The organism is Microbacterium altimontanum, from assembly GCF_058349865.2.
The window spans coordinates 305,186-324,948 of record NZ_JBYRJB020000002.1; the positions used below are offsets into that span (position 1 = coordinate 305,186).

Below are 19,763 nucleotides of genomic sequence, written 5' to 3' on the forward strand. Positions count from 1 at the left end.
TCCGCTCGCGGCGCTGGTCATGGGGCGGGCACCAGCGCGACGAGCGCCTCGTTCATGACGCGCTCGGGCTCGGCGTCGGGCGAGCCGGGGTTCTGCTCCCACTTCGCGAGCAGCAGCGACGCATCCACAACGCCCTTGATGCGCGGGATGCGTCGCGCGTAGAACTCCTCGAGCTGCTCGTCGAGATCTCCCTCGCGGGTCACCTGCTGCGCGAACAGCAGCGCATCCTCGACGCACTGCGCGGCACCCTGGGCGATGAGCGGCGGCACGGCGTGCACCGCCTCGCCGAGCGCGACGACCCGGCCGGAGTGCCACGGGCCCTCCACGAAGATCCACTCGATCTCCTGGAAGTTCAGGAACGTGTCCTCGGTGATCGACTCGCGGAGGTAGTCGAACTCGCCGTGGAAGTTCGCCATGAGGCGCTTCACCTCCTGCCAGTCGGGCAGGCCGTTGTCGGGGCGCTGCGGCCGGCACAGGACGAAGATGTAGCACTGGGTGTCGCTCACCGGCGTGTAGCCGACCTTGAACGCGCCGCCGTCGTCGCCCATCGGGAACGAGATGCCGCCGGTCATCTCGGGCAGGCGGCTCGTGACGGCGCGCCAGATCCCGAGGCCGCTGGGCGCCCGGTCCTCGGTGATGCCGAGCTTGGGCCGTGTCTGCGACTTGATCCCCTCGGCCACGACGATGAGGTCCCACGTCTCGCGGCTGCCGTCGGAGAGCACCGAGGTCGCGGAGTCGTCGTGGCTCTCGAACGACGTGAGCTCCAGGCCGAGCCTGATCTCGACGTCGAGCGACTCGGCCTTCGCGACGAGGATCTCGTGAAGGTCGGGGCGCAGCGCGCCGACCGTCGGCGGCAGGTCGTCGCCGCCGGTGCGCGGCGTGTGCAGCTCGGCCAGCACGTGGCCGTTGGCGAGCGTGAGCGTCAGGCCCTCTTCGGGCTGACCGACGGCCAGCACCTCGTCGATGACGCCGATCTCCTTGAACACGCGCAGCGCGTTGCCCTGGATCGTGAGGCCGTGTCCGACGCGCGCCCAGGCGGGTGCCCTGTCCACGAGGGTCACCGACACGTCACGCTGCGCAAGCGCGATAGCCGTCGTCAGCCCCGTGAAGCCGCCGCCCACGATGAGCACATTTCGAACCGACATCCTCGCCCTCCGTCTCCGGGCGCGTCATCACGCCCGATGACCCGACGGTAGGGCTCCGCTCGACGAGAATCCAATCGTCGCCGGCGATGACTGCTATCGCCCCGACTTCGTGAGAATGCCGGTGGATGTCGCCTGCTCGACCAGCGAGCGGAACCAGGTGTGCGCGGGGTCGTGGGCGTGCGCGGGATGCCACCAGATCCGCTCGATGAGCTCCACGGCGGGGAACGGTGTGGGCACGACCGCCGTGCCGGTGACCGCGGCGTTGCGCTCGGCGAGGCGCCGGGGCACCACGCCGATCAGGTCGGTGCCGCGCACGATGAGCGGGATCGACAGCAGCGTCGAGGTGGCGACGCGCACCGTGGGCCACAGGTCGAGCTCACGCATCCGTCGTTCGACCGGAGTGATGTGGTGGCGGCCGAAGTCGCAGCGCACGTAGGACGCGGCGACGAAGTCGTCGGCCGAGATGGTTCCGTCGGCGACGATGGGGTTGCCGCGGTCGGCGATCACGACGTACTCGTCACGCCACAGCTCGGCGCTGTACAGGTCGATGCCGATGCCGGGGGGCGCCACGACGAAGTCGTGCGCGAGGAGGTCGCGCTCGACGTCGGTGACCGGAAGCTGCAGCATCCGCAGGTCGAAGCGGACGCCGGGGGCCGCCGCCGTCGCGAGCGAGAACAGCGGGCGCAGCTCGACGGCGGCGTAGTCGGTGAGCTCGACCGCGAAGCGCCGGCGGGCGGTGGCGGGGGTGAACGGCTCGCTCTGGCCGAGCGCCTGGGCGACGAGCGGGAGCGTCAGCTGCACCTGCGGGAGCACCTGACGGGCAAGGGGCGTCAGCTCGTATTCCCGGCCGACGCGGACCAGAAGCTCGTCCTGGAACAGCGCGCGCAGCCGCGCGAGCGCCGCCGACATCGTGGACTGGCCGATCCCGATCCGTTCGCCGGCGTGAGTGACGTTGACCTCTTCGAGCAGGGCACGCAGAGCGACGAGCAGGTTGAGATCGGGTTCGTCGCTGGCCACAGATGCATGGTATCCGGCGGCGACATGGCGGATCGCCGCAGCGTCCGCCTAGCCTCGTGGTGGTCGTGCCGGGTACGCGCCGATGACGGGCGCCACGCACGACGCCGACGATGGAAGGGTCGACGATGACACAGCGACTGGTATCCCACCTCCGCTATGCCGCACTCGCGGTGCCGAACTTCGACGAGGAGCGTGACTTCTTCGTGCGGCACTGGGGTCTCACCGAGACCCACGCCGAGGACGGGCTCAGCTACCTCGCCGCGGAAGGATCGACGGAGCCGTTCATCCTGCGGCTGCGCCGCGACGAGAAGCGCATCGATCTCGCGGGCTTCGGGGTGCGGAACCGCGACGACATCCACGCGCTCGCCGAGAAGCTGCACGCCGAGGACGTGACATTCGTGCACGAGCCGCAGGAGCTCGACGGATTCAGTGGCGGCTACGGCTTCCGGGTGTTCGATGGCGACGGGCGGGTGCTCGAGTTCTCGACCGGGTACCGCACTCGCGAGGCCCGCAAGATCCGCGAGCGCGAGCCGATCCCCGCGAAGCTCTCGCACATGGTGTTCAACTCTGCCGATCTCGACCGCACGGCGCAGTGGTACATCGACCACCTCGACTTCACGATCTCCGACTCGCTCGTGCGGCCGGACGGCGCGAACATGATGCACTTCATGCGCTGCAACCCGAACCACCACTCGATCGCTGTGGCAATGGGTCCGCACCACTCGCTGCACCATCTGTCGTTCGAGATGCGCGGCATCGAGGAGTGGATGCGCGGTGCGGGGAAGATCCTCCGCTCGGGCGCACGGATGATCTGGGGACCGGGCCGGCACAACGCCGGCGACAACACGTTCGCCTACTTCCTCGACCCGGCCGGAAACACGATCGAGTACACCACCGAGCTGGCGATGGTGGACGACGAGAACTGGGTCGCGCACCGGCATGACATCAGCGATCTGTCGACGCAGGACCAGTGGGGAACAGCGCAGGAGATGAGCGAGCTGGTCGCCCGCGAGTCGTTCAACGACATCGACAAGGGCCTCTTCGTCGCCCCGCCGGTCTGACCCGCGGCGATCTCTCACTCGCTCACAGGAGGCTGGAACACATGACACTCATCCACTTCGCCGTCGATCACGGCGGCTACGAACTCGGCCGTGCACTGCAGCAGCGGGCGATCGAGGGGGGCTTCGAGGTCGTCTGGCACGGCGCCGACGAGCTCGATCCGGGCGACGACTATCCGGTCTTCGCGGTAAGAGTCGGCACGGCGGTCGTGAAGGACCAGGATGCCGGGACCGACGCGTTCGGTGTGCTCGTCGTCGACGATGCGCTCGCGGGCGTGGTCGCCGCGAACAAGGTCAACGGCGCGCGGGCCGTCACGGCCGCCTCGCCGCGCGAGGCGGCCGGTGCACGCGCGGTCGTCGATGCGAACGTGCTCGTTCTCGACGGCATCGCCTACGAGGAGTCGGCATGGCTGAACGTGTATGCGTTCGTGACGACCGGGATGGAGCAGACGGTCGAGCGCGGCCGGCAGATCCTGCAGATCGAGGAGTACGAGAACGCCGGCACGATCGAGGGCTGGGCGGTGCAGCTCGAGCCGGAGCAGATCCATCGCAGCCACGAGAGCTGACGGAGGCTCGGGGATGAGTCGCGCCGCGCTCTACGACCGCACCGGCGACCCAGAGGTCCTGTATGTCGGCACCGTCCAGGATGCGGAGCCGAGGCCGGGCCAGGTGTCGGTCCGTGTGCGGGCGGCTGCGTTGAATCCGTTCGACGCGAAGCTGCGCAGCGGATTCATCCCGTCCGATGTGCCGTTTCCGCGGCGGGTCGGATCGGATGTGGCCGGCACAGTGGAGGCCGTGGGAGCGGGCGCCACGTACTGGGACGGGCAGGCTGTCGCCGTGGGCGATGAGGTGCTCGGCCGTGCGGCCGGTGCCGTGGCCGAGCGGGCGATTGCGCAGGCTGCCGACCTTGCCCGGCGGCCCGAATCCGTGTCGCCCGAGGTCGCCGCGGGCCTCAATGTCGCAGGCCTCACCGCGGTCTCTGTACTGAGGACCGTGCGGATCACGTCCGCCGACACGGTGCTCGTGGGCGGCGCCGCCGGCGCCGTGGGCTTCATCGCCGCGCAGCTGGCTGTGGAAGCGGGCGCCCGTGTGGTGGGCACCGCGTCGGAGCGCAATCATGAGCTGCTGCGGTCGGTGGGCGTCGAGCCGGTCACCTACGGCGATGGGCTCTCCGATCGCCTCGCTGGATTCGGCATCACGGCGGTGTACGACTGCCATGGACGCGACGCGCTCGACGCGGGCGTCGCCCTCGGGGTGCCGGTGGAGCGGATGGTGGCGATCGCGGCCTATGCGGCGCTCGCGGAGCTGGGTGTGCACGACGCGGAGCGCGCAGCCCGCACGGCGGAGAACCTCGCGGGGATCGCGGACCGCGTCGCCAGCGGCCGCCTGCGGCTGCCGGTGGCGGCGACGTTCGCCCTGGACGATGTCGTGGCCGCGTTCCGCGAGCTGGAGTCGCCGCACGAGGCGGGGAAGATCGTCATCCTTCCCTGACGAGTCCGGGCGCTGATGGCTGCCCCCTATCGGGATGAGAACAGCGCGAAGTCGCGTTGACGTCGCGGCGTCGCCTTGTCAGAAGGGTGCGGGGTCGCGTTCGAGTGCCTCGCGCATCGCGTGGCTGTGTTTCGGGTCCGGGTCGAGCAGCGCGGCGATCTGGAATCTGACGGTGCCGGGTGGTCTGGTGAGGTGGGTGCGGCGGGTGGGCGCTGTCCACCGTAGGGTCCCGCCGCCGAGCTGCTCCACCGACCAGTCGGTCTCGTGCTTGACGGTGTGATGGCGTTTGCACAGGTGCTCGAGATTGCACAGGCACGTCGGACCACCCTCCGCGTACGCGAGCGTGTGATCGATATCGCAGTTCTGGACGGGACGCCGGCATCCCGGGAACCGGCACTGCCGGTCCCGCACCTGCAGGAACAGTTGCTGTCGTTTCTTCGGCCGGTACCGGTCCACACTGATCGGCACCCCGGTGGACGGATCGGTGAACACCCGCACCCACGCCGGTGCCATCCCTGCCAGGTGCTTGGCGGTGTCGTCGTCGATGGGTCCGAACCCGGCGACCGCGGCCCCACCGATCCTGGTACCGGCGAGGGTGGTGGCGGGGACTGTCACCTGCACGGTGGGTGAGATGGCGCCGAGCGCGCTTCGTGCTTGGTCGGTGGCGCCGTGGCCTTCGGGGACGCTGGTCAGCAGCAGGTCGCAGAACACGTCCGCCATGATCTGCGCCTGCGTCCGCTCATCGAACACCGGCGCCTCGGCCGCATCCGCGATCGCGTCGTCGGTCACTTCACCAGTCGCGCTGCACTCTGCGATCGCGGCATGTCCATCATCAGCGGAGCCCGATTCGGTATCAGCCTCTGCGATCGAGCCATCTTCCACGTTCGACGCAGCGGCGGCTGCTTCGGCTTCGGCCTTCTCTGCCTCGTTCTGTGCGTACAGTTCCGCGGCCATGTCCCGCAAACGGTTGAACAGCCCGACACCTTGCGCGGTGGGCACGTCGGCGGTGATCCGGGAAAGACCCGGCTCCAGTTCCCGCACCGTGACCTTGCGCCGTTTCACGGCTCCCCGCACTCGCTGTTCGGTGCCTTCCGGGTCCAGGCGCTGCACCAGCCCGTCCAGGGCGGGGCGGAGCTGCCCGGGCGTCATCTCCATCGCCATGTCACGCGCGACCGCCTCGTACTCCCGGCGCACCGCGTCATCCTCGATCACCGCACCCGTATCGGCGATCACTATCGCGTGTTCGGGGGAGATCAGCCCGGAGCTGGCGTCGCAGAGGGTCTCGTAGAACTGGTTCGTGAGCGTCCACGCGGTGGAGACCTTGCGTGCCACCTGCCACTCACTCAACCGGAGAGAAGCAGCGACCTCGGCGAACACCTCCCGCATGCCCAACTGGGAGGAACTGGTGGTCGCCCCGATCTGGGCTCCTCGTTCCCGCTCCCGCCGCTCCACGATGCCGGCGACACGTTCGAAGAAGAACATCTCCGCCGCGAACGCCGACGCCGCCCGCTCACGACAGTGGGAGATGCTCTCCACCAGCTCATCCAACTCGGAGATCACCGGAGACAGACCCGCCGTCGGTGCTGACATCGGGGCCACCTCCTCGTCGGGATCCGCCTCATCGGTAGTTCCAGTGTATCGAACACATCAACGAGAAGCAAGGCTCAATCCGCAAGTTTTCGCGGTTCTTCTGACCCAGAAGAGGTCCCGCCAACCGCGCACGACCCGAGAAAGATGGGAACAGACGCGCGAAGCAAACGCGCGCTCAGCTCTTCCACACCGTCTTGAGGTTGCAGAATTCACGGATGCCGGCGGCAGCGAGTTCACGGCCGACCCCCGAGTCCTTCACGCCGCCGAACGGCAGCTCGGGGTACGACGCAGTCATCCCGTTCACGAAGACGGCGCCGGCGTCGAGGTTCGTGATGAACCAGTCCTGCTCGTCGGCATCGTTCGTCCACACTGCGGAGCTCAACCCGAATGTGGTGCCGTTGGCGACGCGCAACGCGTCCTCGCGGCTCTCTGCGCGATAGACGGATGCGACGGGCCCGAAAGCCTCCTCCAGGTACAGGCGCATATCGGGGGTCACATCACTGAGGACCGTCGGCTCATAGAACCAGCCGGGCCGCTCGGGCGCCCGTCCACCGGTGAGCACCGTGGCGCCCTTCGCCACGGCATCCGTCACCTGCTCGGCGAGCTCATCCCGGCCCGACTCGGTGGCGAGGGGCCCGACATCCGTCGATTCGTCGAGCGGGTCGCCGACCTTCAGCGCGGCGACCTTCTCGGCGAACAGCCGGACGAACTCGTCGTAGACGTCCGCGTGTACGATGAAGCGCTTGGCGGCGATGCACGACTGGCCGTTGTTCTGGTTGCGTGCGGTGACGGCGACCGTCGCGGCGCGCTCGACGTCGGCGCTCGGCATCACGACGAACGGGTCCGATCCGCCGAGCTCCAGGACGACGTGCTTGACCTCGGACCCCGCGATGGCGGCAAGCGAACGGCCGGCCGGCTCGGAGCCGGTGAGGGTCGTCGCCTTCACGCGCGGGTCGCGCAGGACGCGCTCGACGCCGGATGCCGGGATGAGCAGCGTGTGGAACGCGCCCTCGGGGAAGCCTGCCCGCTCGAAGAGGGTGTCGAGGTAGAGGGCGGCCTGAGGCACATTCGAGGCGTGCTTGAGCAGTCCGGTGTTTCCGGCCATGAGCGCCGGGCCCGCGAACCGCAGCACCTGCCAGAGCGGGTAGTTCCACGGCATCACGGCGAGCACGACGCCGATCGGCGCGTAGCGGGTGCCGGCGGCGGAGGCACCGACGGTGGAGGGGTCGGAAAGCGCATCGGGTGCGAGGAACTCCTCGGCGTGGTCGGCGTAGTACCGCAGGCCCTTCGCCGACTTCAGCACCTCGGCCCGGGCCCCGGCGATCGGCCGGCCCATCTCGATCGTGATCAACCGCGCAAGCTGCTCGACGTCTTCCTCGAGGATGGCGGCGGCCCGCCGCATCCACTCCCCGCGCTGCGCGAACGTCGTCTGCTTCAGCACGTCGTACGCGGCGTCGGCCGCGGCGATGCGGCGATCCACCTCGGCCTCGTCGTGGGGCTCGAACGTCTGCTCAGTCTGCCCCGTGGAGGGATTGATCGTCGCGATGGCCATGGGTTTCTCCTCACCGAGTCAGTCCTGGCGAGCGTACGTCGCGCGCACGGCGCGCGTCCATTTCGGCGAACGATGACTGCCATGCCGCCACCCCGCCGCCCGCGAAGCAGGCGACAGAGTGGAAGACGCCGATGCCTACCATCAGCGACAGGGGGAGCGAAGACGCGTGCCTCGGCGTTGGATGGGAGCCGCACAAAGGAGTCGCCCATGCGTTTCGTAGACCTGTCAATGCCCCTCGACGACGTCATCCCCGTCGACCCGCCGTTCCTGCGTCCGAAGATCGAGTACAAGGACCACATCGCCGGCCTCAAGGACATGTACGCGATGTACGGGATCCTTCCCGAGCAGCTGCCCGACGGGCAGGGGCTCGCCGCAGAGACCATGACGATCACCACGCACGCCGGCACGCACGTCGACGCCCCGTGGCACTACCACCCGACGATGAACAACGGCGAGCGCTCCTGGACGATCGATGAGGTGCCCCTGGACTGGTTCTTCCGCCCCGGCGTCAAGCTCGATCTGCGCCATCTGCCCAACGGCCACCTCGTCACACCCGCCGACATCGACGCCGAGCTCGAGCGCATCGGCTACGAGCTGCAGCCGTTCGACATCGTGCTGGCACACACCGTCGCGGCGGCCGCATACGGCGACGACGACTACATCGACAAGGGCATCGGCTTCGGCCGCGAGGCGACCCTCCACCTCACCGGCAAGGGCGTGCGAGTGGTCGGCACCGACGCGTGGGGCTGGGACCTCCCGGTCTCGATCAACCGCCGGCAGTTCGAAGAGACCGGTGATCCCTCGATCGTGTGGGAGGGACACAAGGCGGGAGCCGAGGTCGCCTACTGTCAGATCGAGAAGCTGCAGAACCTGCAGGACATCCCCGCCTTCGGCTTCACCGTCGCCTGCTTCCCGGCGAAGGTGCGCGGAGCGTCTGCCGGCTGGACGAGGGCCGTCGCGATCTTCGACGAGTGACGGCGGATGCCGCGACCGGCGTCCTGCGGGGCGGCCCGGCATCCCCGGACCGCCCCCGCGATGCCTGGCATCGCCGCGACGCACTGTCCCCGCCATCCCGCTCTCCGTACCGTGAGAGCGGCGGCACCGCCACGACAAAGACGTTCGAAAGGAACCACCATGGCCTTCATCTGCAGCGCCACCTGGATCGCCAACCCGGGCGAGGAAGAGACCGTCCGCGACGCGCTCGAGAAGCTGTCGCCCGCCTCCCGCGACGAGCCCGGCAACCTCTACTACCAGGCGTACCAGAGCCCGGACGAGCCGAACGTGTTCCGCATCTTCGAGGTCTACACCGACGAGGCGGCCTTCAAGGAGCACGGCACCTACCCCCACTTCGAGCAGTGGGCGCTGGGTCAGGCCATCCCGGCGCTGCAGACCCGCCAGCGCGACTTCTACGAGACCCTGGACTTCTGACATGGCGCAGTACGCCCGCTATGTCGGCTCGAACGGCATCGTCCACACGGGGCGGGTGCAGCACGGCCGACTGCAGGACGTCCCGGGCGACCCCGAGATCCTCGACCTGCTCAACGCGCCCGAGGAGGTGCGCCGTGATCTGAACGTGCGCGGCGGCCGATACCAGAAGCTGCCCATTCAGGACGCCACGCTCACGGTGCCGGTCCAGCCGCGCGCGATGCGCGACTTCCTCGTCTTCGAGGCGCACATCGCCGGCATGAAGAAGAACGAGCCGGGCGACGGCACGGTGCCGCAGCAGTGGTACGAGGCACCCGCCTTCCTGTTCATGAACCCGTGGTCGGTCGTGCCCTCGGGCGCCGACATCCCGATGCCGCCGTTCACCCAGAAGCTCGACTTCGAGCTCGAGGTGGCCATGATCGTCAAGCACACGGTGCGCGACGTTCCGATCGAGGAGGCCGCCGAGCACATCGCCGGCTTCTGCATCCTCAACGACTGGAGCGCGCGCGACATCCAGGGCAATGAGATGCGGGTGGGACTCGGGCCCAACAAGGGCAAGGACTTCGCCAACACCCTCGGACCGTGGATCACCACCCCCGACGAGCTGGAGAAGTACCGCGAAGGCGACCGCTACGCACTCGAGATGAGCGTCGCGATCAACGGCGAGGTCGTCGGCACCGACAACCTGCGCAACATGTCATGGTCGTTCGAGGAGATGCTCGTGCACGCCTCCCGTGACGCCTGGGTCGGCGCGGGGGACGTGCTCGCCACCGGCACGGCGTCGCAGGGCGCGCTGTCGGAGCGGTGGGCGCGCGCGGGCGGCGAGCTCGTCATCCCGCCGCTGCAGGTCGGGGACGTCGTCACGATGACCGTCGAGGGGCTCGGCACGATCTCGAACCGCATCGTGGAGACCGCGAGCCCCGGCTACACCGTGCCCCCGGCGCGCCGCACCTACGGCCCCGATCGGCTCTGACGCGCGTGCGCAACGAGGTGTCTATGCTCGGCGTCATGGGTGATCTGCGCGGGGTCGACATCAACCTCATCGTCGTGCTCGACGCGATCCTCACTGAACGGAACCTCACGCGCGCCGGCGAGGCCATCGGCCTCACCCAGCCCGGCGTGAGCGGCGCGATGGCGAAGCTGCGCAAGCTTCTCGACGACCCGCTGCTGGTGCGGGGCGGACGCCTGTCGGAACTCACGCCGAAGGCGCAGGAGCTGCAGCCCCTCGTCCGCGAGGCCATGGTCGCGATCGGCCGCACCCTCAACGTGCGGCCGATGTTCGACCCGCTCACCAGCGATCGCCAGTTCCGCCTCACGGCATCCGACTACGCCCTGTCTGTCATGACCGGTCCGCTGCTCGACGTGCTCGCCCGCGAGGCGCCGCATGTGTCGGTGGAGTTCTCGCCGCTGAACAGCATCGAGCCGGTCGACCTGCTGCGCGACGACGTCGTGGTGGCGTCGGCGGTACAGGGAGTGCCGGGCAAGCGGCTGTCGCTCTTCTCCGACACGATGGCCTGCATCGTGCGTGCCGGTCACCCGCGGCTGCGGGACGGATGCCTCAGCCTCGAGGATCTCGCGACGATGCCGTACGTGCAGATCGCGTTCGCCGAGGGGGTCGTGATGTTCGTCGACGACGCCCTCGCCGAGGCCGGCATCAGCCCACCGGTTGCGCGGGCGGTGCCCGGCTTCCTTCCCGTGCCGTACACGGTGGCCGGCACCGACTTCTTCGGCTTCGTCCCCACCCGGGTCGCCGACCTGTACGCGGAGGAGCTGGGACTGGTGACGGCGCGCATCCCGCTGCGCCTGCCGGTCCTCGTCGAGTCGGCGTTCTGGCATCCATCGCGTGGGGACGACCCCGCGCTGCGCTGGCTCATCGGCGTGCTGCGGACCGTAGCCGAGCACATCGAGTTCGCCGACGCCTCCGACGACTGAGGCGCGACGGCATCAACGCAACCGCAGAAGCGGGAGGGAGTACCGCATGGGACGGCTCGAGGAGAAGGTCGCGCTGATCACCGGGATCGGCGGCGGGATGGGCCGGGAGGCCGCACGGCGCTTCGCCGCCGAGGGAGCCAGGGTCGTGGGCTGCGACCTGAACGGCGACGGACTCGACGAGACGGTGCGCCTCGTGCGCGCCGAGGGTGGCGAGATCACCGGCTTCGCCCCGGTCGACGCCGGTGACGCCCACACGGTCGAGGCATGGGTCGATGAGGCCGCGACGGTGTACGGCGGCGTCGACATCCTCTACAACAACGCTTCCATCCAGCGGTTCGGCGCCATCGACGAGATCAGCGTCGACGACTGGCGGTTCGCGATCGACATGGAGCTGAACATCGTGTTCTACGCCGTCCGCGCGGCCTGGAAGCACCTGAAGGCGACCGGCGGCGTCATCGTGAACATCGGCTCCATCGCCGGAACCCGCGGAGTCGAGTTCATGCCGCAGAACGCCCACGGTGCGGCGAAGGCCGGCGTCATCAATCTCACCCAGCAGCTGGCCGTCGAAGGCGGCCCGCACGGCATCCGCGCCGTGTGCATCTCTCCCGGGTTCATCGAGACGCCGGCTACGAGCTTCCTCGTCGAGGATCCGCCGGCCCCGCTCAAGGCGACCTGGGACCGCATCCCGCTCGGGCGCGTGGGCCGGCCCGACGACGTCGTCAACGCCGCGGTGTTCCTCGCCTCCGACGAGGCGAGCTGGATCACCGGCGTCAACCTCGTCGTGGACGGCGGAGGCTCGGTCCTCGGCTGATCGATCCCGATAGGTGGTATCCCCGCGACCGCCTTCAGGCCGCCGCATCCGTTCCCTACCGTGGGGGCAGACGCATCCGAGGAGATCGACGATGACCCCCGACACCACCCCGACGGCCTTCGACGGCCGCCTCGTCCTGCCCGCCGACCCCGACTGGGACGACGCCCGCGTCGGCCGGATCTTCAACGGCCGACGACCGGACCGGCAGCCGGATGCGGTGCTCCTGGCAGCATCGGTCGCCGATGTGCAGAGCGGCGTGCGGCTCGCGGCGCAGAAGGGCTGGACCGTCGCCGTCCGCTCCGGCGGCCACGCCTGGGCGGCATGGAGCGTCCGCGACGGCGGTCTGCTGATCGACCTCGTGGCGCTCGACGGCATCGAGTACGACGAGCAGACGCACATCGTCAGCGCCGGCCCTGCGGTGAAGGGCGGCGACGTGCTCTCGCCCTACCTCGAGGAGCGGGGACGCTTCTTCAACGGCGGCCACTGCCCGTCGGTCGGGATCGGCGGCTTCCTGCTGCAGGGTGGGCAGGGATGGAATCAGCGCGGCTGGGGCTGGGCGGCCGAATCCATCGTCGCGATCGACGTGGTCACCGCCGACGGAGAGTTGCTGCGCGCCGACGCCGTCCAGAACACCGACCTCTACTGGGCGGCGCGCGGCGCCGGCCCGAGCTTCCCGGGCATCGTCGTGCGCTTCCACCTCGCGACCCGGCCGCTCTCCGGCGCGCTCGCGCACACCGTGCACGGCTACGAGCTCGACGACTTCACCGAGGTCATGACGTGGATGTACAAGACGCATCATCGCATCCCCGACAACGTCGAGATCGTATGCGTCTCGGTCCCGGTGCCCCTGCCCGACGGATCCGAGCGACGCCTCTTCCTCGTCACGGGTCTCGCGTTCGGCGACGACGCCGGGCACGCGCGCGCCTCCCTCGCCGCGTTCAACACCAGCCCCGTCCTCGAGCGGGCAGTGTTCGTCCAGGACGCCGCCCCGACGACGCTCGCCGAGCAGCGTGTCGAGCAGGAGCGCAACAACCCCGAGCACTGGCAGTACATCACCGACTGCGCCTGGGTCGACGGTGAGGACACGCCGGCGGGCATCGCCGCGATCGTCGACGGCATCCGCCCGCTCTTCACCACGAACCCGACCGCACGCGGCTTCGCGATCTGGATGAGCAACGCTCCGCGCCGTCCGCTGCCCGACATGGCGTTCTCGCTGCACACCGATGCCTACGTCGCCGCTTACACCGTGTACGAGGACCGGGCCGAGTATCCCCGCAACCGCGCATGGGTGAACGAGGTCTTTGCGCATGCGGAGCCCGTGACGGCCGGCCAGTATCTGGGCGACTCCGACATGACCAACCGCCAGCTGCGATTCATGGCGCCGGAGAACTGGGAGCGCCTGCAGCGGATCATCGCCGCGCGTGACCCGGAGGGGCGCTTCCACCGGTACCTCGCCGCCGACGACACCACGATCAACCACAACCACTGGGAGCTGGCCCGCGCATGATCGACTCCCCGCTGCGGCCGGATGCGCTGTTCTCGCTCGCGGGGCGCGTCGCGATCGTCACCGGCGCCACGAGCGGGATCGGTCTCGTGACCGCCGAAGCCCTCGCGGCCGCCGGCGCCCGCGTGATCGTAGCCGGACTCGGGAACGCTGTCGGCGTCGCCGCATCCCTCACCGCGCGCGGCATGTCGGCGATCGGCCTCGAATGCGATGTGACGGATGCGGCAGCCGCCGCCGCGCTTGTCGAGACGGCCGTCGACCGCTGGCGCCGCCTCGACATCGTGTTCGCGAACGCGGGCGCCGCACTCGACGCTCCCGACGACGCGGAGCGGCCGGGCACCGAACCCGCGCTCGGGCGCCTCGACCGCATGCTCGATCTGCATGTCCGCTCGGTCCTGCGCCTCGCCGACACCGCGCTGCCGGTGATGGCCGAAGGCGGCGGCGGACTCTTCCTCGTGATGTCGAGCCTGTCGGGACTGCGCGGAAACCGCGCGATCGGCGGTTACGGCATCACGAAGGCCGCGAACGCGCAGCTCGTGCGCAACCTCGCCGTGCAGTGGGGGCCGCGCGGCATCCGTGCCAACGCGCTCTCGCCCGGCGTGATTGCCACGGAGTTCGCGACGCCGATCACCGGTGATCCGGATGCCGCCGCGGTGCGCCTGGGAAAGACCCCGCTCGGCCGGTTCGGCCGGCCCGAGGAGGTCGCCGGCGCCGTCGTGTGGCTCGCGTCGGACGCCGGCGCCTTCGTCAGCGGTCAGAACATCGTGATCGACGGTGGGACCCTGGTCGCCGACTGATCCGCCGCCCGCGACGGACACATCGTCACCCCCGATGCAAGGCATCACCGCACCGGCGTACCGGTTGCCCCCGCGCTCTGGTGTGATGACAGGACTGGCACAGCCGCCAGACCCGACGCGAGGCAAGGACGCCCACGGCATCCCCCTCCCGACACACAGCAGGAGTGTCCGTGAGAACAGCACGCAAGATCGCGATGGCCGCAGCCGTCGCCGTGATTGCGCTCTCGGTGAGCGCATGTTCGTCCGATGACGGCGGGGCAGCGGGCCCCTCGGCATCCAGCTCCCTCAGTTCCGCAGCGCAGACCGCCCTCGACACCGCGTACAAGGGCATCGGCTCGGATCTCGCCGACCTCGAACCGGCGGCGCCGAAGGCCGGCATGAACTTCTACGTCATGTCGTGCGGCGAGTCCAACGCCACATGCTCGTATCCCGCCGCCGCGATGGTCGACGCCGCCAAGACCGCGGGCTGGAAGGGCACGGTCGTCGACGGCAAGCTGAGCCCCGAGGGCTTCGCCACGGCCATCCGGCAGGCCATCGCCGGCGGAGCGGATGTGCTGGTTCCGGTCGGCATCAGCTGCAGCGCCGCGGCCGCGGCGTTCGCCGAGGCGAAGGCGGCCGGCGTCACGATCGTCGGCGGGGGCGGCATCGACGACTGCAACCCGAAGGTCTGGGACACGGATCGCCTCTGGCTGCCCGACGCCCCGGTGCCGACGCCGTTCCAGGCGATCGGCAAGCTGCAGGCCGACTACACGTGGGGCAAGACCGACGGCAAACTGAAGGCCGTCGTCGTGAACATGACCAGCAACCCGTGGGGCGGCATGGTGACGGCCGCGTACTCCGACGAGGTCAAGGCCCTGGGCAGCGGCGAGGTCGTCGCGACCGTCGACGTCTCCGACCCCGAGCAGGCCGACGGATCGTTCGTGCAGAAGATCGTCAGCGTGCTGATGGCGAACCCCGACGCCAGCGCGCTCGTCATGCCGACCGATGCGTTCCTCGTCAACGGTCTCGCCGCCGGCATCAGCCAGGCCGGCCTCGCCGACAAGCTCACGGTGGTGGGCGGCTTCGGCTCCGCGGCGGCGCTCGACATGATCCGCCAGGGCCAGCCGGGCATCACTGCGACGATCGGCCAGGCGCAGACCTGGGAGGCGTGGGGCTCCGTCGACACCGCCATCCGCGTGCTCGACAAGAAGAAGCCGGCGTTCATCGGTCAGTCGCTGCAGGCCGTCGACGCCGACCACAACATGCCGAAGTCGGGGCCGTACGACGGCAGCATCGACTGGAAGTCGAAGTTCCTGGCGGCATGGGGCAAGTGACGAACGCCACGACGAACCTGGGAGCGGCAGAGGTCACCTCTGCTGCTCCCGGGGCGTCGACGCCCGACTACGCGCTCGAGGTGCGCCACCTCGACAAGGACTTCGCCGGCACTCGGGCCCTGAACGACGCGTCGCTGCGTGTGCGCCGCGGAACCGTGCACGCGCTGCTCGGGGGCAACGGCTCCGGCAAGTCCACCACGATCAAGATCCTGGCCGGGGTGTACCCGGCTGACGCGGGCGAGCTGACGATCTTCGGCCGCCCGCTCGACCTGCACGACTACAGCCCGGCGACCGCACAGCAGTCAGGACTCAGGTTCGTCCACCAGGACCTCGGCCTGTTCGACGACCTCTCGATCGAGGAGAACTTCGCCCTCGACGCGGGCTACCCCCGTCGCGGCGCCGGCATCGACTGGCGTGCGCTGCGCCGTCGGGTGAGCGCCCTGCTGAAGGACTACGAGCTCGACGTGCACCCGCGCACACCCGTCGGCAGGCTGCGCCCGTCAGACCAGACGATGGTCGCGATCGCCCGGGCCCTGCAGGACCAGGACGCCGATCAGCAGCTCATCCTCGTCCTCGACGAGCCGACGGCGCGCCTCGCGGCGCACGAGTCCGAGCTGCTCCTGGAGCGGGTGCGCCGCCGCGCCGAACAGGGCCAGACCGTGCTCATCGTCAGCCACCGCCTGCGTGAGGTGCTTGCGGTCTCGGACGACTTCACGATCTACCGCGACGGTCGCGTCGCCGGCGAGCTCGTCGGCGAGTCGCCGACCGAGGACCGCCTCATCGAGATCATGGCCGGCAAGGCGGTGCGCGCCCTGCGCCCGACCGGCGACAGCTCCCGCGCCGAGCTCACGCCCGTCCTGTCGGTCACGGGACTGCGCGGCGGTCCTGTGCGCGGCGTCGACTTCACCGTGCACCGCGGCGAGATTCTCGGGCTGACCGGCCTCGTGGGGTCGGGCCGCTCCAGCGTGCTCAAGACGATCTTCGGCGAGCACTCCCCCGACGACGGCACCATGCTGCTCGCCGGCGAACCGTACGCACCTCGCAGCGTCGGCGAGGCGATGGATGCCGGCGTCGCCCTGGTGCCCGAGGACCGCGTCCACGAGGCATCCTTCATGGACCAGACCATCGCCGAGAACATCGCCCTCGCGAACCTGGCCGAGAACCGTGCCGGCGGGTTCATGCCCCGCTCGCGCGAGCGCGCGACGGCACGTCGCCTGATCGGCGAGTTCGGCGTCAAGGTCGCGGGACCCGACGCGCTGTTCTCCTCGATGTCGGGGGGCAACCAGCAGAAGGCCGTGCTCGCGCGGTGGATGCACCGCCACCCGCGTCTGCTGCTCCTCGACGAGCCGACGCAGGGCGTCGACGTGATGAGCCGCGTCGACATCTACGACAGCATCCGTCGCGCGGCGGCCGACGGATGCGCCGTCATCGTCGCCTCCAGCGACCTCGCCGAGATCCATGCGCTGTGCGACCGGACGCTCGTGCTCAGCCGCGGCCGGATCACCGACGAAGTGGCCGCCGGCGCTCTCGACGTCGACGCCCTGACCAGCCTCGTGCTGCGCGAGAAGACCATTCCCGATTCCCCCGTGGAGGCGACCCCATGACCGACACGAAGACACCGCCGACCACGGCGACAGTCTCGATCCCCGTGAAGCAGACGCCGGCGGCGCTGAAGCTGCTCGAGAACTACGCCCTGCCCCTCCTGACGGTCCTCGTCTACGCGTTCTTCTGCTTCTTCCCGCTGTCGGCGGCGTCGTTCCCGACGATGAACAACCTCAACGTGATCCTGGGCAGCCAGGCCGTCATCGCGCTGATCTCGATCGCCGCACTGTTCCCGCTCGTATGCAACTACTTCGACTTCTCCCTCGGCGCCAACGCGGTGATGACGCAGGTGATGACCGCGGGGTTCATGTCGGTGTTCGGGATGCCGCTGTGGCTGTCGATCGTCATCTCGCTGGCCCTCGGCACGCTCGTCGGCGTGGCGAACGGCTTCTTCGTGACCCGCCTGCACATGAGCCCCTTCGTCACGACGCTCGGCATGTCGATGCTGCTCGCAGGGCTCATGAGCTGGTTCACGGGCGGCAAGACGTTCGTGAGCGGCCTCGACCCGGCGCTGATCAAGTTCGGTTCGACGCGCCTCGCCGGCATCCCGCTCGTGTTCTTCATCACGGTGCTGGTCGCACTCGTCGCCTGGTACTTCTTCACGCACACCCCGTTCGGCCGCTCGCTGTACGCGATCGGCTCGAACCCGACCGCCGCGAAGCTCGTCGGTCTGCCGGTGGAGCGCAACGTCTGGTGGAGCTTCATCGTCGCCGGGTTCATCGCCGGCGGCGCCGGCGTGCTGCAGCTCGCGCGCGTCGGCAGTGCGACGGCATCGGATGGCGGCACGCTGCTGTTCCCGGCGCTGGCCGCGGTGTTCCTCGGCGCGACGGCGATCCGTCCCGGCTTCTTCAACGTCTGGGGCACGATCATCGGCGCGGTGTTCGTGTCGGTGTCGGTGAGCGGCCTCGCCCTGTCGGGAGCCAGCGGATGGGCGTCGAGCGTGTTCAACGGCGTCGCGCTGCTCGCGGCGGTCGCGCTCTCCACCTACCTCGGGCGCAGCAAGCGCCGTGGGTGACGCGGGGCCGTCCCCGCTACGGAGAGACCTCCTCGAAGACCCGGTTGCGGGTGTGCGGAGCGAACTGGGCGAGGATCGACGCGATGATCAGGAACGACGAGACCAGCATGAGCGCCCAGAACACCGACAGGTGCGGGATCAGCGGCGCCAGGATCAGGATGCCGATGCCGCCGCCGATGTGGCCGACGCCGTCGACGATCGCGAAGCCGGTCGAGCGGGCCCGGGTCGGGAAGCTCTCAATCGTCATGGCGTAGCTCGGCGAGACCCACAGGTTGAAGCCGGCGAAGATGATCATCGCGCCGACGAACACGACGCCGAGAGAGCTGCTCCCGACGGCGACGACGATGGCGCCGATGAACGTCACGACGGTGCCGATGGGCAGCCAGTAGCGCCGCTCGAGCTTCTCGACGATGAACGACATCACAACGGCCTCGACGATGAACCCGATCGATCCCACGGCCGCGATGATGCCCGCCTCGGGCGGGGTGTACTTGAGCGACGTGAGCACCGAGGTGAACCCGGCGGCGTACGCGTACACCGTGATGTAGCCGACGAACCACATGAAGAACAGCAGGATGACGCGACGCAGATACACCGGGTTGCCGAAGATGTCGGCGTACGGAACGCGTCGCGCCGGCGGCCAGTGCGTCGGCGTCGCGTCCAGCATCGGCGGGGCGAGGGGGCCCCGCCGCAGCGCGCGCCGCTCCATGTCGTCGGCGATGGCCGCGGCATCCGCCGTCCGTCCCTTCTGCAGGAGCCAGCGCACCGACTCGGGGAGCTGGAATCGCAGGATGATCGCGATGATCGCGAGGGCCGCGCCCACCACGTACATCCAGCGCCAGCCGCTGGACGCACCCACCGCGAACGGCAGGCCCGCCGGCCACGGTGTGCTCTCGGTCGTGAGGATGAGCCCCAGCCAGATGCCGACGAACGCCCCGACCGCCGACATGATGAACACGACGGTCGTGAACTTCGCGCGAGACTGCTTCGGCGCGACCTCGCCGACGTAGGTGTTCACGATCGCGAGGTCCGCGCCGATGCCGATCCCGGTGATCGCCCGCGACACCACGAAGTTCGCGTAGTCCGGCGACAGGGCCGTGTACAGCGAACCGAGCCCGGTGATGAGCATCGTGATGAGCAGCATGTTCCGGCGGCCGATGCGGTCGGACAGCGGGCTGAGCGCCAGGGTGCCGACCACGTACCCGAGCAGGTTCAGGATGGTCGGCAGCGCGAGATAGTTCAGCGCCGTCTCCGGCGTGCAACCGGGCACGAGCTGCGTGCACGTCTGCACGAACGACACGTTGATGTCGAAGATGTCGTAGAACGTGAAGAGGAAGCCGAGGCCGATGATCACGAGGAACATCGGCGACAGCGACCATGTGCGGATGCGGTCGAGCCGCGCCATCACCTCCCGCGAGGCGGGCGGGATGGGCTCACCGAGCACTCCCGCCGAAAGTCCTGCTTCTGCGCCGTCCATGCCAATCCTCCACTTCGTCGTGCGGATGCGTCAG

18 protein-coding genes are annotated in these 19,763 nt (G+C 69.4%); 13 read left to right on the top strand and 5 right to left on the bottom strand.

Features of this window, described 5'->3' with window-relative positions; translation table 11 throughout:
* Nucleotides 1-17 precede the first annotated feature (17 nt).
* Both AC3RX1_RS03690 and AC3RX1_RS03695 read right to left on the bottom strand, forming a co-directional pair.
* Entirely contained in the window at nt 18-1,145 is a 1,128-nt protein-coding gene (locus AC3RX1_RS03690; RefSeq protein WP_491499892.1) for an FAD-dependent oxidoreductase, read from the bottom strand.
* 93 nt (nt 1,146-1,238) lie between these two features.
* A complete protein-coding gene (locus tag AC3RX1_RS03695; protein ID WP_491499893.1) occupies nt 1,239-2,162 on the bottom strand; it encodes a LysR family transcriptional regulator in 924 nt (307 codons plus the stop codon).
* A 125-nt stretch (nt 2,163-2,287) separates the two neighbouring features.
* On the opposite strand from AC3RX1_RS03695, the gene AC3RX1_RS03700 reads away from it, so the two are divergent.
* Genes AC3RX1_RS03700 through AC3RX1_RS03710 form a run of 3 tightly spaced genes read left to right on the top strand, consistent with a single transcriptional unit; the run spans nt 2,288 to nt 4,711 of the window.
* Nucleotides 2,288-3,223 carry a VOC family protein gene (locus tag AC3RX1_RS03700; RefSeq protein ID WP_491499894.1) on the top strand — a complete coding sequence of 312 codons (936 nt, stop codon included), beginning with the start codon at nt 2,288-2,290 and terminating at the stop codon, nt 3,221-3,223.
* A gap of 41 nt (nt 3,224-3,264) precedes the next feature.
* Nucleotides 3,265-3,786: an RpiB/LacA/LacB family sugar-phosphate isomerase gene (locus tag AC3RX1_RS03705; protein ID WP_491499895.1), complete on the top strand. Its 522-nt coding sequence runs from the start codon at nt 3,265-3,267 to the stop codon at nt 3,784-3,786.
* A 13-nt stretch (nt 3,787-3,799) separates the two neighbouring features.
* Nucleotides 3,800-4,711: an NADP-dependent oxidoreductase gene (locus AC3RX1_RS03710; RefSeq protein ID WP_491499896.1), complete on the top strand. Its 912-nt coding sequence runs from the start codon at nt 3,800-3,802 to the stop codon at nt 4,709-4,711.
* 78 nt (nt 4,712-4,789) lie between these two features.
* Here AC3RX1_RS03710 and AC3RX1_RS03715 read toward each other — a convergent pair whose 3' ends face one another.
* Together AC3RX1_RS03715 and AC3RX1_RS03720 are read right to left on the bottom strand one after the other, a co-directional pair.
* Entirely contained in the window at nt 4,790-6,301 is a 1,512-nt protein-coding gene (locus tag AC3RX1_RS03715; RefSeq protein ID WP_491499897.1) for an HNH endonuclease signature motif containing protein, read from the bottom strand.
* 175 nt (nt 6,302-6,476) lie between these two features.
* Nucleotides 6,477-7,853 (bottom strand): NADP-dependent succinic semialdehyde dehydrogenase, encoded by a 1,377-nt coding sequence (locus AC3RX1_RS03720; RefSeq protein WP_491499898.1) that lies wholly within the window; start codon nt 7,851-7,853, stop codon nt 6,477-6,479.
* Nucleotides 7,854-8,060: 207 nt separating this feature from the next.
* Between AC3RX1_RS03720 and AC3RX1_RS03725 the strand changes: the two genes are divergently transcribed.
* From AC3RX1_RS03725 to AC3RX1_RS03770, 10 genes are all read left to right on the top strand, one after another.
* On the top strand, nt 8,061-8,828 hold the full coding sequence (locus AC3RX1_RS03725) for a cyclase family protein (RefSeq protein WP_491499899.1): 768 nt from the start codon (nt 8,061-8,063) through the stop codon (nt 8,826-8,828).
* A gap of 159 nt (nt 8,829-8,987) precedes the next feature.
* Nucleotides 8,988-9,281, top strand: coding sequence for a putative quinol monooxygenase (locus AC3RX1_RS03730; RefSeq protein ID WP_491499900.1), 294 nt, complete (start codon nt 8,988-8,990; stop codon nt 9,279-9,281).
* Between the two features lies 1 nt (nt 9,282).
* A complete protein-coding gene (locus AC3RX1_RS03735; RefSeq protein ID WP_491499901.1) occupies nt 9,283-10,251 on the top strand; it encodes a fumarylacetoacetate hydrolase family protein in 969 nt (322 codons plus the stop codon).
* A 35-nt stretch (nt 10,252-10,286) separates the two neighbouring features.
* Complete coding sequence (locus AC3RX1_RS03740) at nt 10,287-11,210, top strand: LysR family transcriptional regulator (RefSeq protein WP_491499902.1); 924 nt, start codon at nt 10,287-10,289, stop codon at nt 11,208-11,210.
* 46 nt (nt 11,211-11,256) lie between these two features.
* Entirely contained in the window at nt 11,257-12,021 is a 765-nt protein-coding gene (locus AC3RX1_RS03745) for an SDR family NAD(P)-dependent oxidoreductase (protein ID WP_491499903.1), read from the top strand.
* A gap of 91 nt (nt 12,022-12,112) precedes the next feature.
* Nucleotides 12,113-13,528, top strand: coding sequence for an FAD-binding oxidoreductase (locus AC3RX1_RS03750; RefSeq protein WP_491499904.1), 1,416 nt, complete (start codon nt 12,113-12,115; stop codon nt 13,526-13,528).
* Complete coding sequence (locus tag AC3RX1_RS03755) at nt 13,525-14,322, top strand: SDR family NAD(P)-dependent oxidoreductase (RefSeq protein ID WP_491499905.1); 798 nt, start codon at nt 13,525-13,527, stop codon at nt 14,320-14,322. Before AC3RX1_RS03750 ends, AC3RX1_RS03755 begins: the two co-directional genes overlap by 4 nt.
* Nucleotides 14,323-14,492: 170 nt before the next feature.
* Nucleotides 14,493-15,635, top strand: coding sequence for a sugar ABC transporter substrate-binding protein (locus AC3RX1_RS03760; RefSeq protein WP_491499906.1), 1,143 nt, complete (start codon nt 14,493-14,495; stop codon nt 15,633-15,635).
* Nucleotides 15,623-17,239, top strand: coding sequence for a sugar ABC transporter ATP-binding protein (locus tag AC3RX1_RS03765; protein ID WP_491499907.1), 1,617 nt, complete (start codon nt 15,623-15,625; stop codon nt 17,237-17,239). Before AC3RX1_RS03760 ends, AC3RX1_RS03765 begins: the two co-directional genes overlap by 13 nt.
* Nucleotides 17,236-18,252, top strand: coding sequence for an ABC transporter permease (locus AC3RX1_RS03770; protein ID WP_491499908.1), 1,017 nt, complete (start codon nt 17,236-17,238; stop codon nt 18,250-18,252). The genes AC3RX1_RS03765 and AC3RX1_RS03770 overlap by 4 nt, the downstream gene beginning before the upstream one ends.
* A 16-nt stretch (nt 18,253-18,268) precedes the next feature.
* Here AC3RX1_RS03770 and AC3RX1_RS03775 read toward each other — a convergent pair whose 3' ends face one another.
* Entirely contained in the window at nt 18,269-19,729 is a 1,461-nt protein-coding gene (locus tag AC3RX1_RS03775) for an MFS transporter (RefSeq protein ID WP_491499909.1), read from the bottom strand.
* Between the last annotated feature and the right edge of the window lie 34 nt (nt 19,730-19,763).

Excerpts from the sequence above, each read along its gene's own strand:
- AC3RX1_RS03705 (WP_491499895.1), top strand. The coding sequence starts at position 3,265 with ATGACACTCATCCACTTCGCCGTCGATCACGGCGGCTACGAACTCGGC.
- AC3RX1_RS03745 (WP_491499903.1), top strand. The coding sequence starts at position 11,257 with ATGGGACGGCTCGAGGAGAAGGTCGCGCTGATCACCGGGATCGGCGGC.
- AC3RX1_RS03700 (WP_491499894.1), top strand. The coding sequence starts at position 2,288 with ATGACACAGCGACTGGTATCCCACCTCCGCTATGCCGCACTCGCGGTG.
- AC3RX1_RS03715 (WP_491499897.1), bottom strand. The coding sequence starts at position 6,301 with ATGTCAGCACCGACGGCGGGTCTGTCTCCGGTGATCTCCGAGTTGGAT.
- AC3RX1_RS03735 (WP_491499901.1), top strand. The coding sequence starts at position 9,283 with ATGGCGCAGTACGCCCGCTATGTCGGCTCGAACGGCATCGTCCACACG.
- AC3RX1_RS03750 (WP_491499904.1), top strand. The coding sequence starts at position 12,113 with ATGACCCCCGACACCACCCCGACGGCCTTCGACGGCCGCCTCGTCCTG.
- AC3RX1_RS03770 (WP_491499908.1), top strand. The coding sequence starts at position 17,236 with ATGACCGACACGAAGACACCGCCGACCACGGCGACAGTCTCGATCCCC.
- AC3RX1_RS03720 (WP_491499898.1), bottom strand. The coding sequence starts at position 7,853 with ATGGCCATCGCGACGATCAATCCCTCCACGGGGCAGACTGAGCAGACG.
- AC3RX1_RS03730 (WP_491499900.1), top strand. The coding sequence starts at position 8,988 with ATGGCCTTCATCTGCAGCGCCACCTGGATCGCCAACCCGGGCGAGGAA.
- AC3RX1_RS03710 (WP_491499896.1), top strand. The coding sequence starts at position 3,800 with ATGAGTCGCGCCGCGCTCTACGACCGCACCGGCGACCCAGAGGTCCTG.
- AC3RX1_RS03765 (WP_491499907.1), top strand. The coding sequence starts at position 15,623 with ATGGGGCAAGTGACGAACGCCACGACGAACCTGGGAGCGGCAGAGGTC.
- AC3RX1_RS03740 (WP_491499902.1), top strand. The coding sequence starts at position 10,287 with ATGGGTGATCTGCGCGGGGTCGACATCAACCTCATCGTCGTGCTCGAC.
- AC3RX1_RS03725 (WP_491499899.1), top strand. The coding sequence starts at position 8,061 with ATGCGTTTCGTAGACCTGTCAATGCCCCTCGACGACGTCATCCCCGTC.
- AC3RX1_RS03755 (WP_491499905.1), top strand. The coding sequence starts at position 13,525 with ATGATCGACTCCCCGCTGCGGCCGGATGCGCTGTTCTCGCTCGCGGGG.
- AC3RX1_RS03775 (WP_491499909.1), bottom strand. The coding sequence starts at position 19,729 with ATGGACGGCGCAGAAGCAGGACTTTCGGCGGGAGTGCTCGGTGAGCCC.
- AC3RX1_RS03690 (WP_491499892.1), bottom strand. The coding sequence starts at position 1,145 with ATGTCGGTTCGAAATGTGCTCATCGTGGGCGGCGGCTTCACGGGGCTG.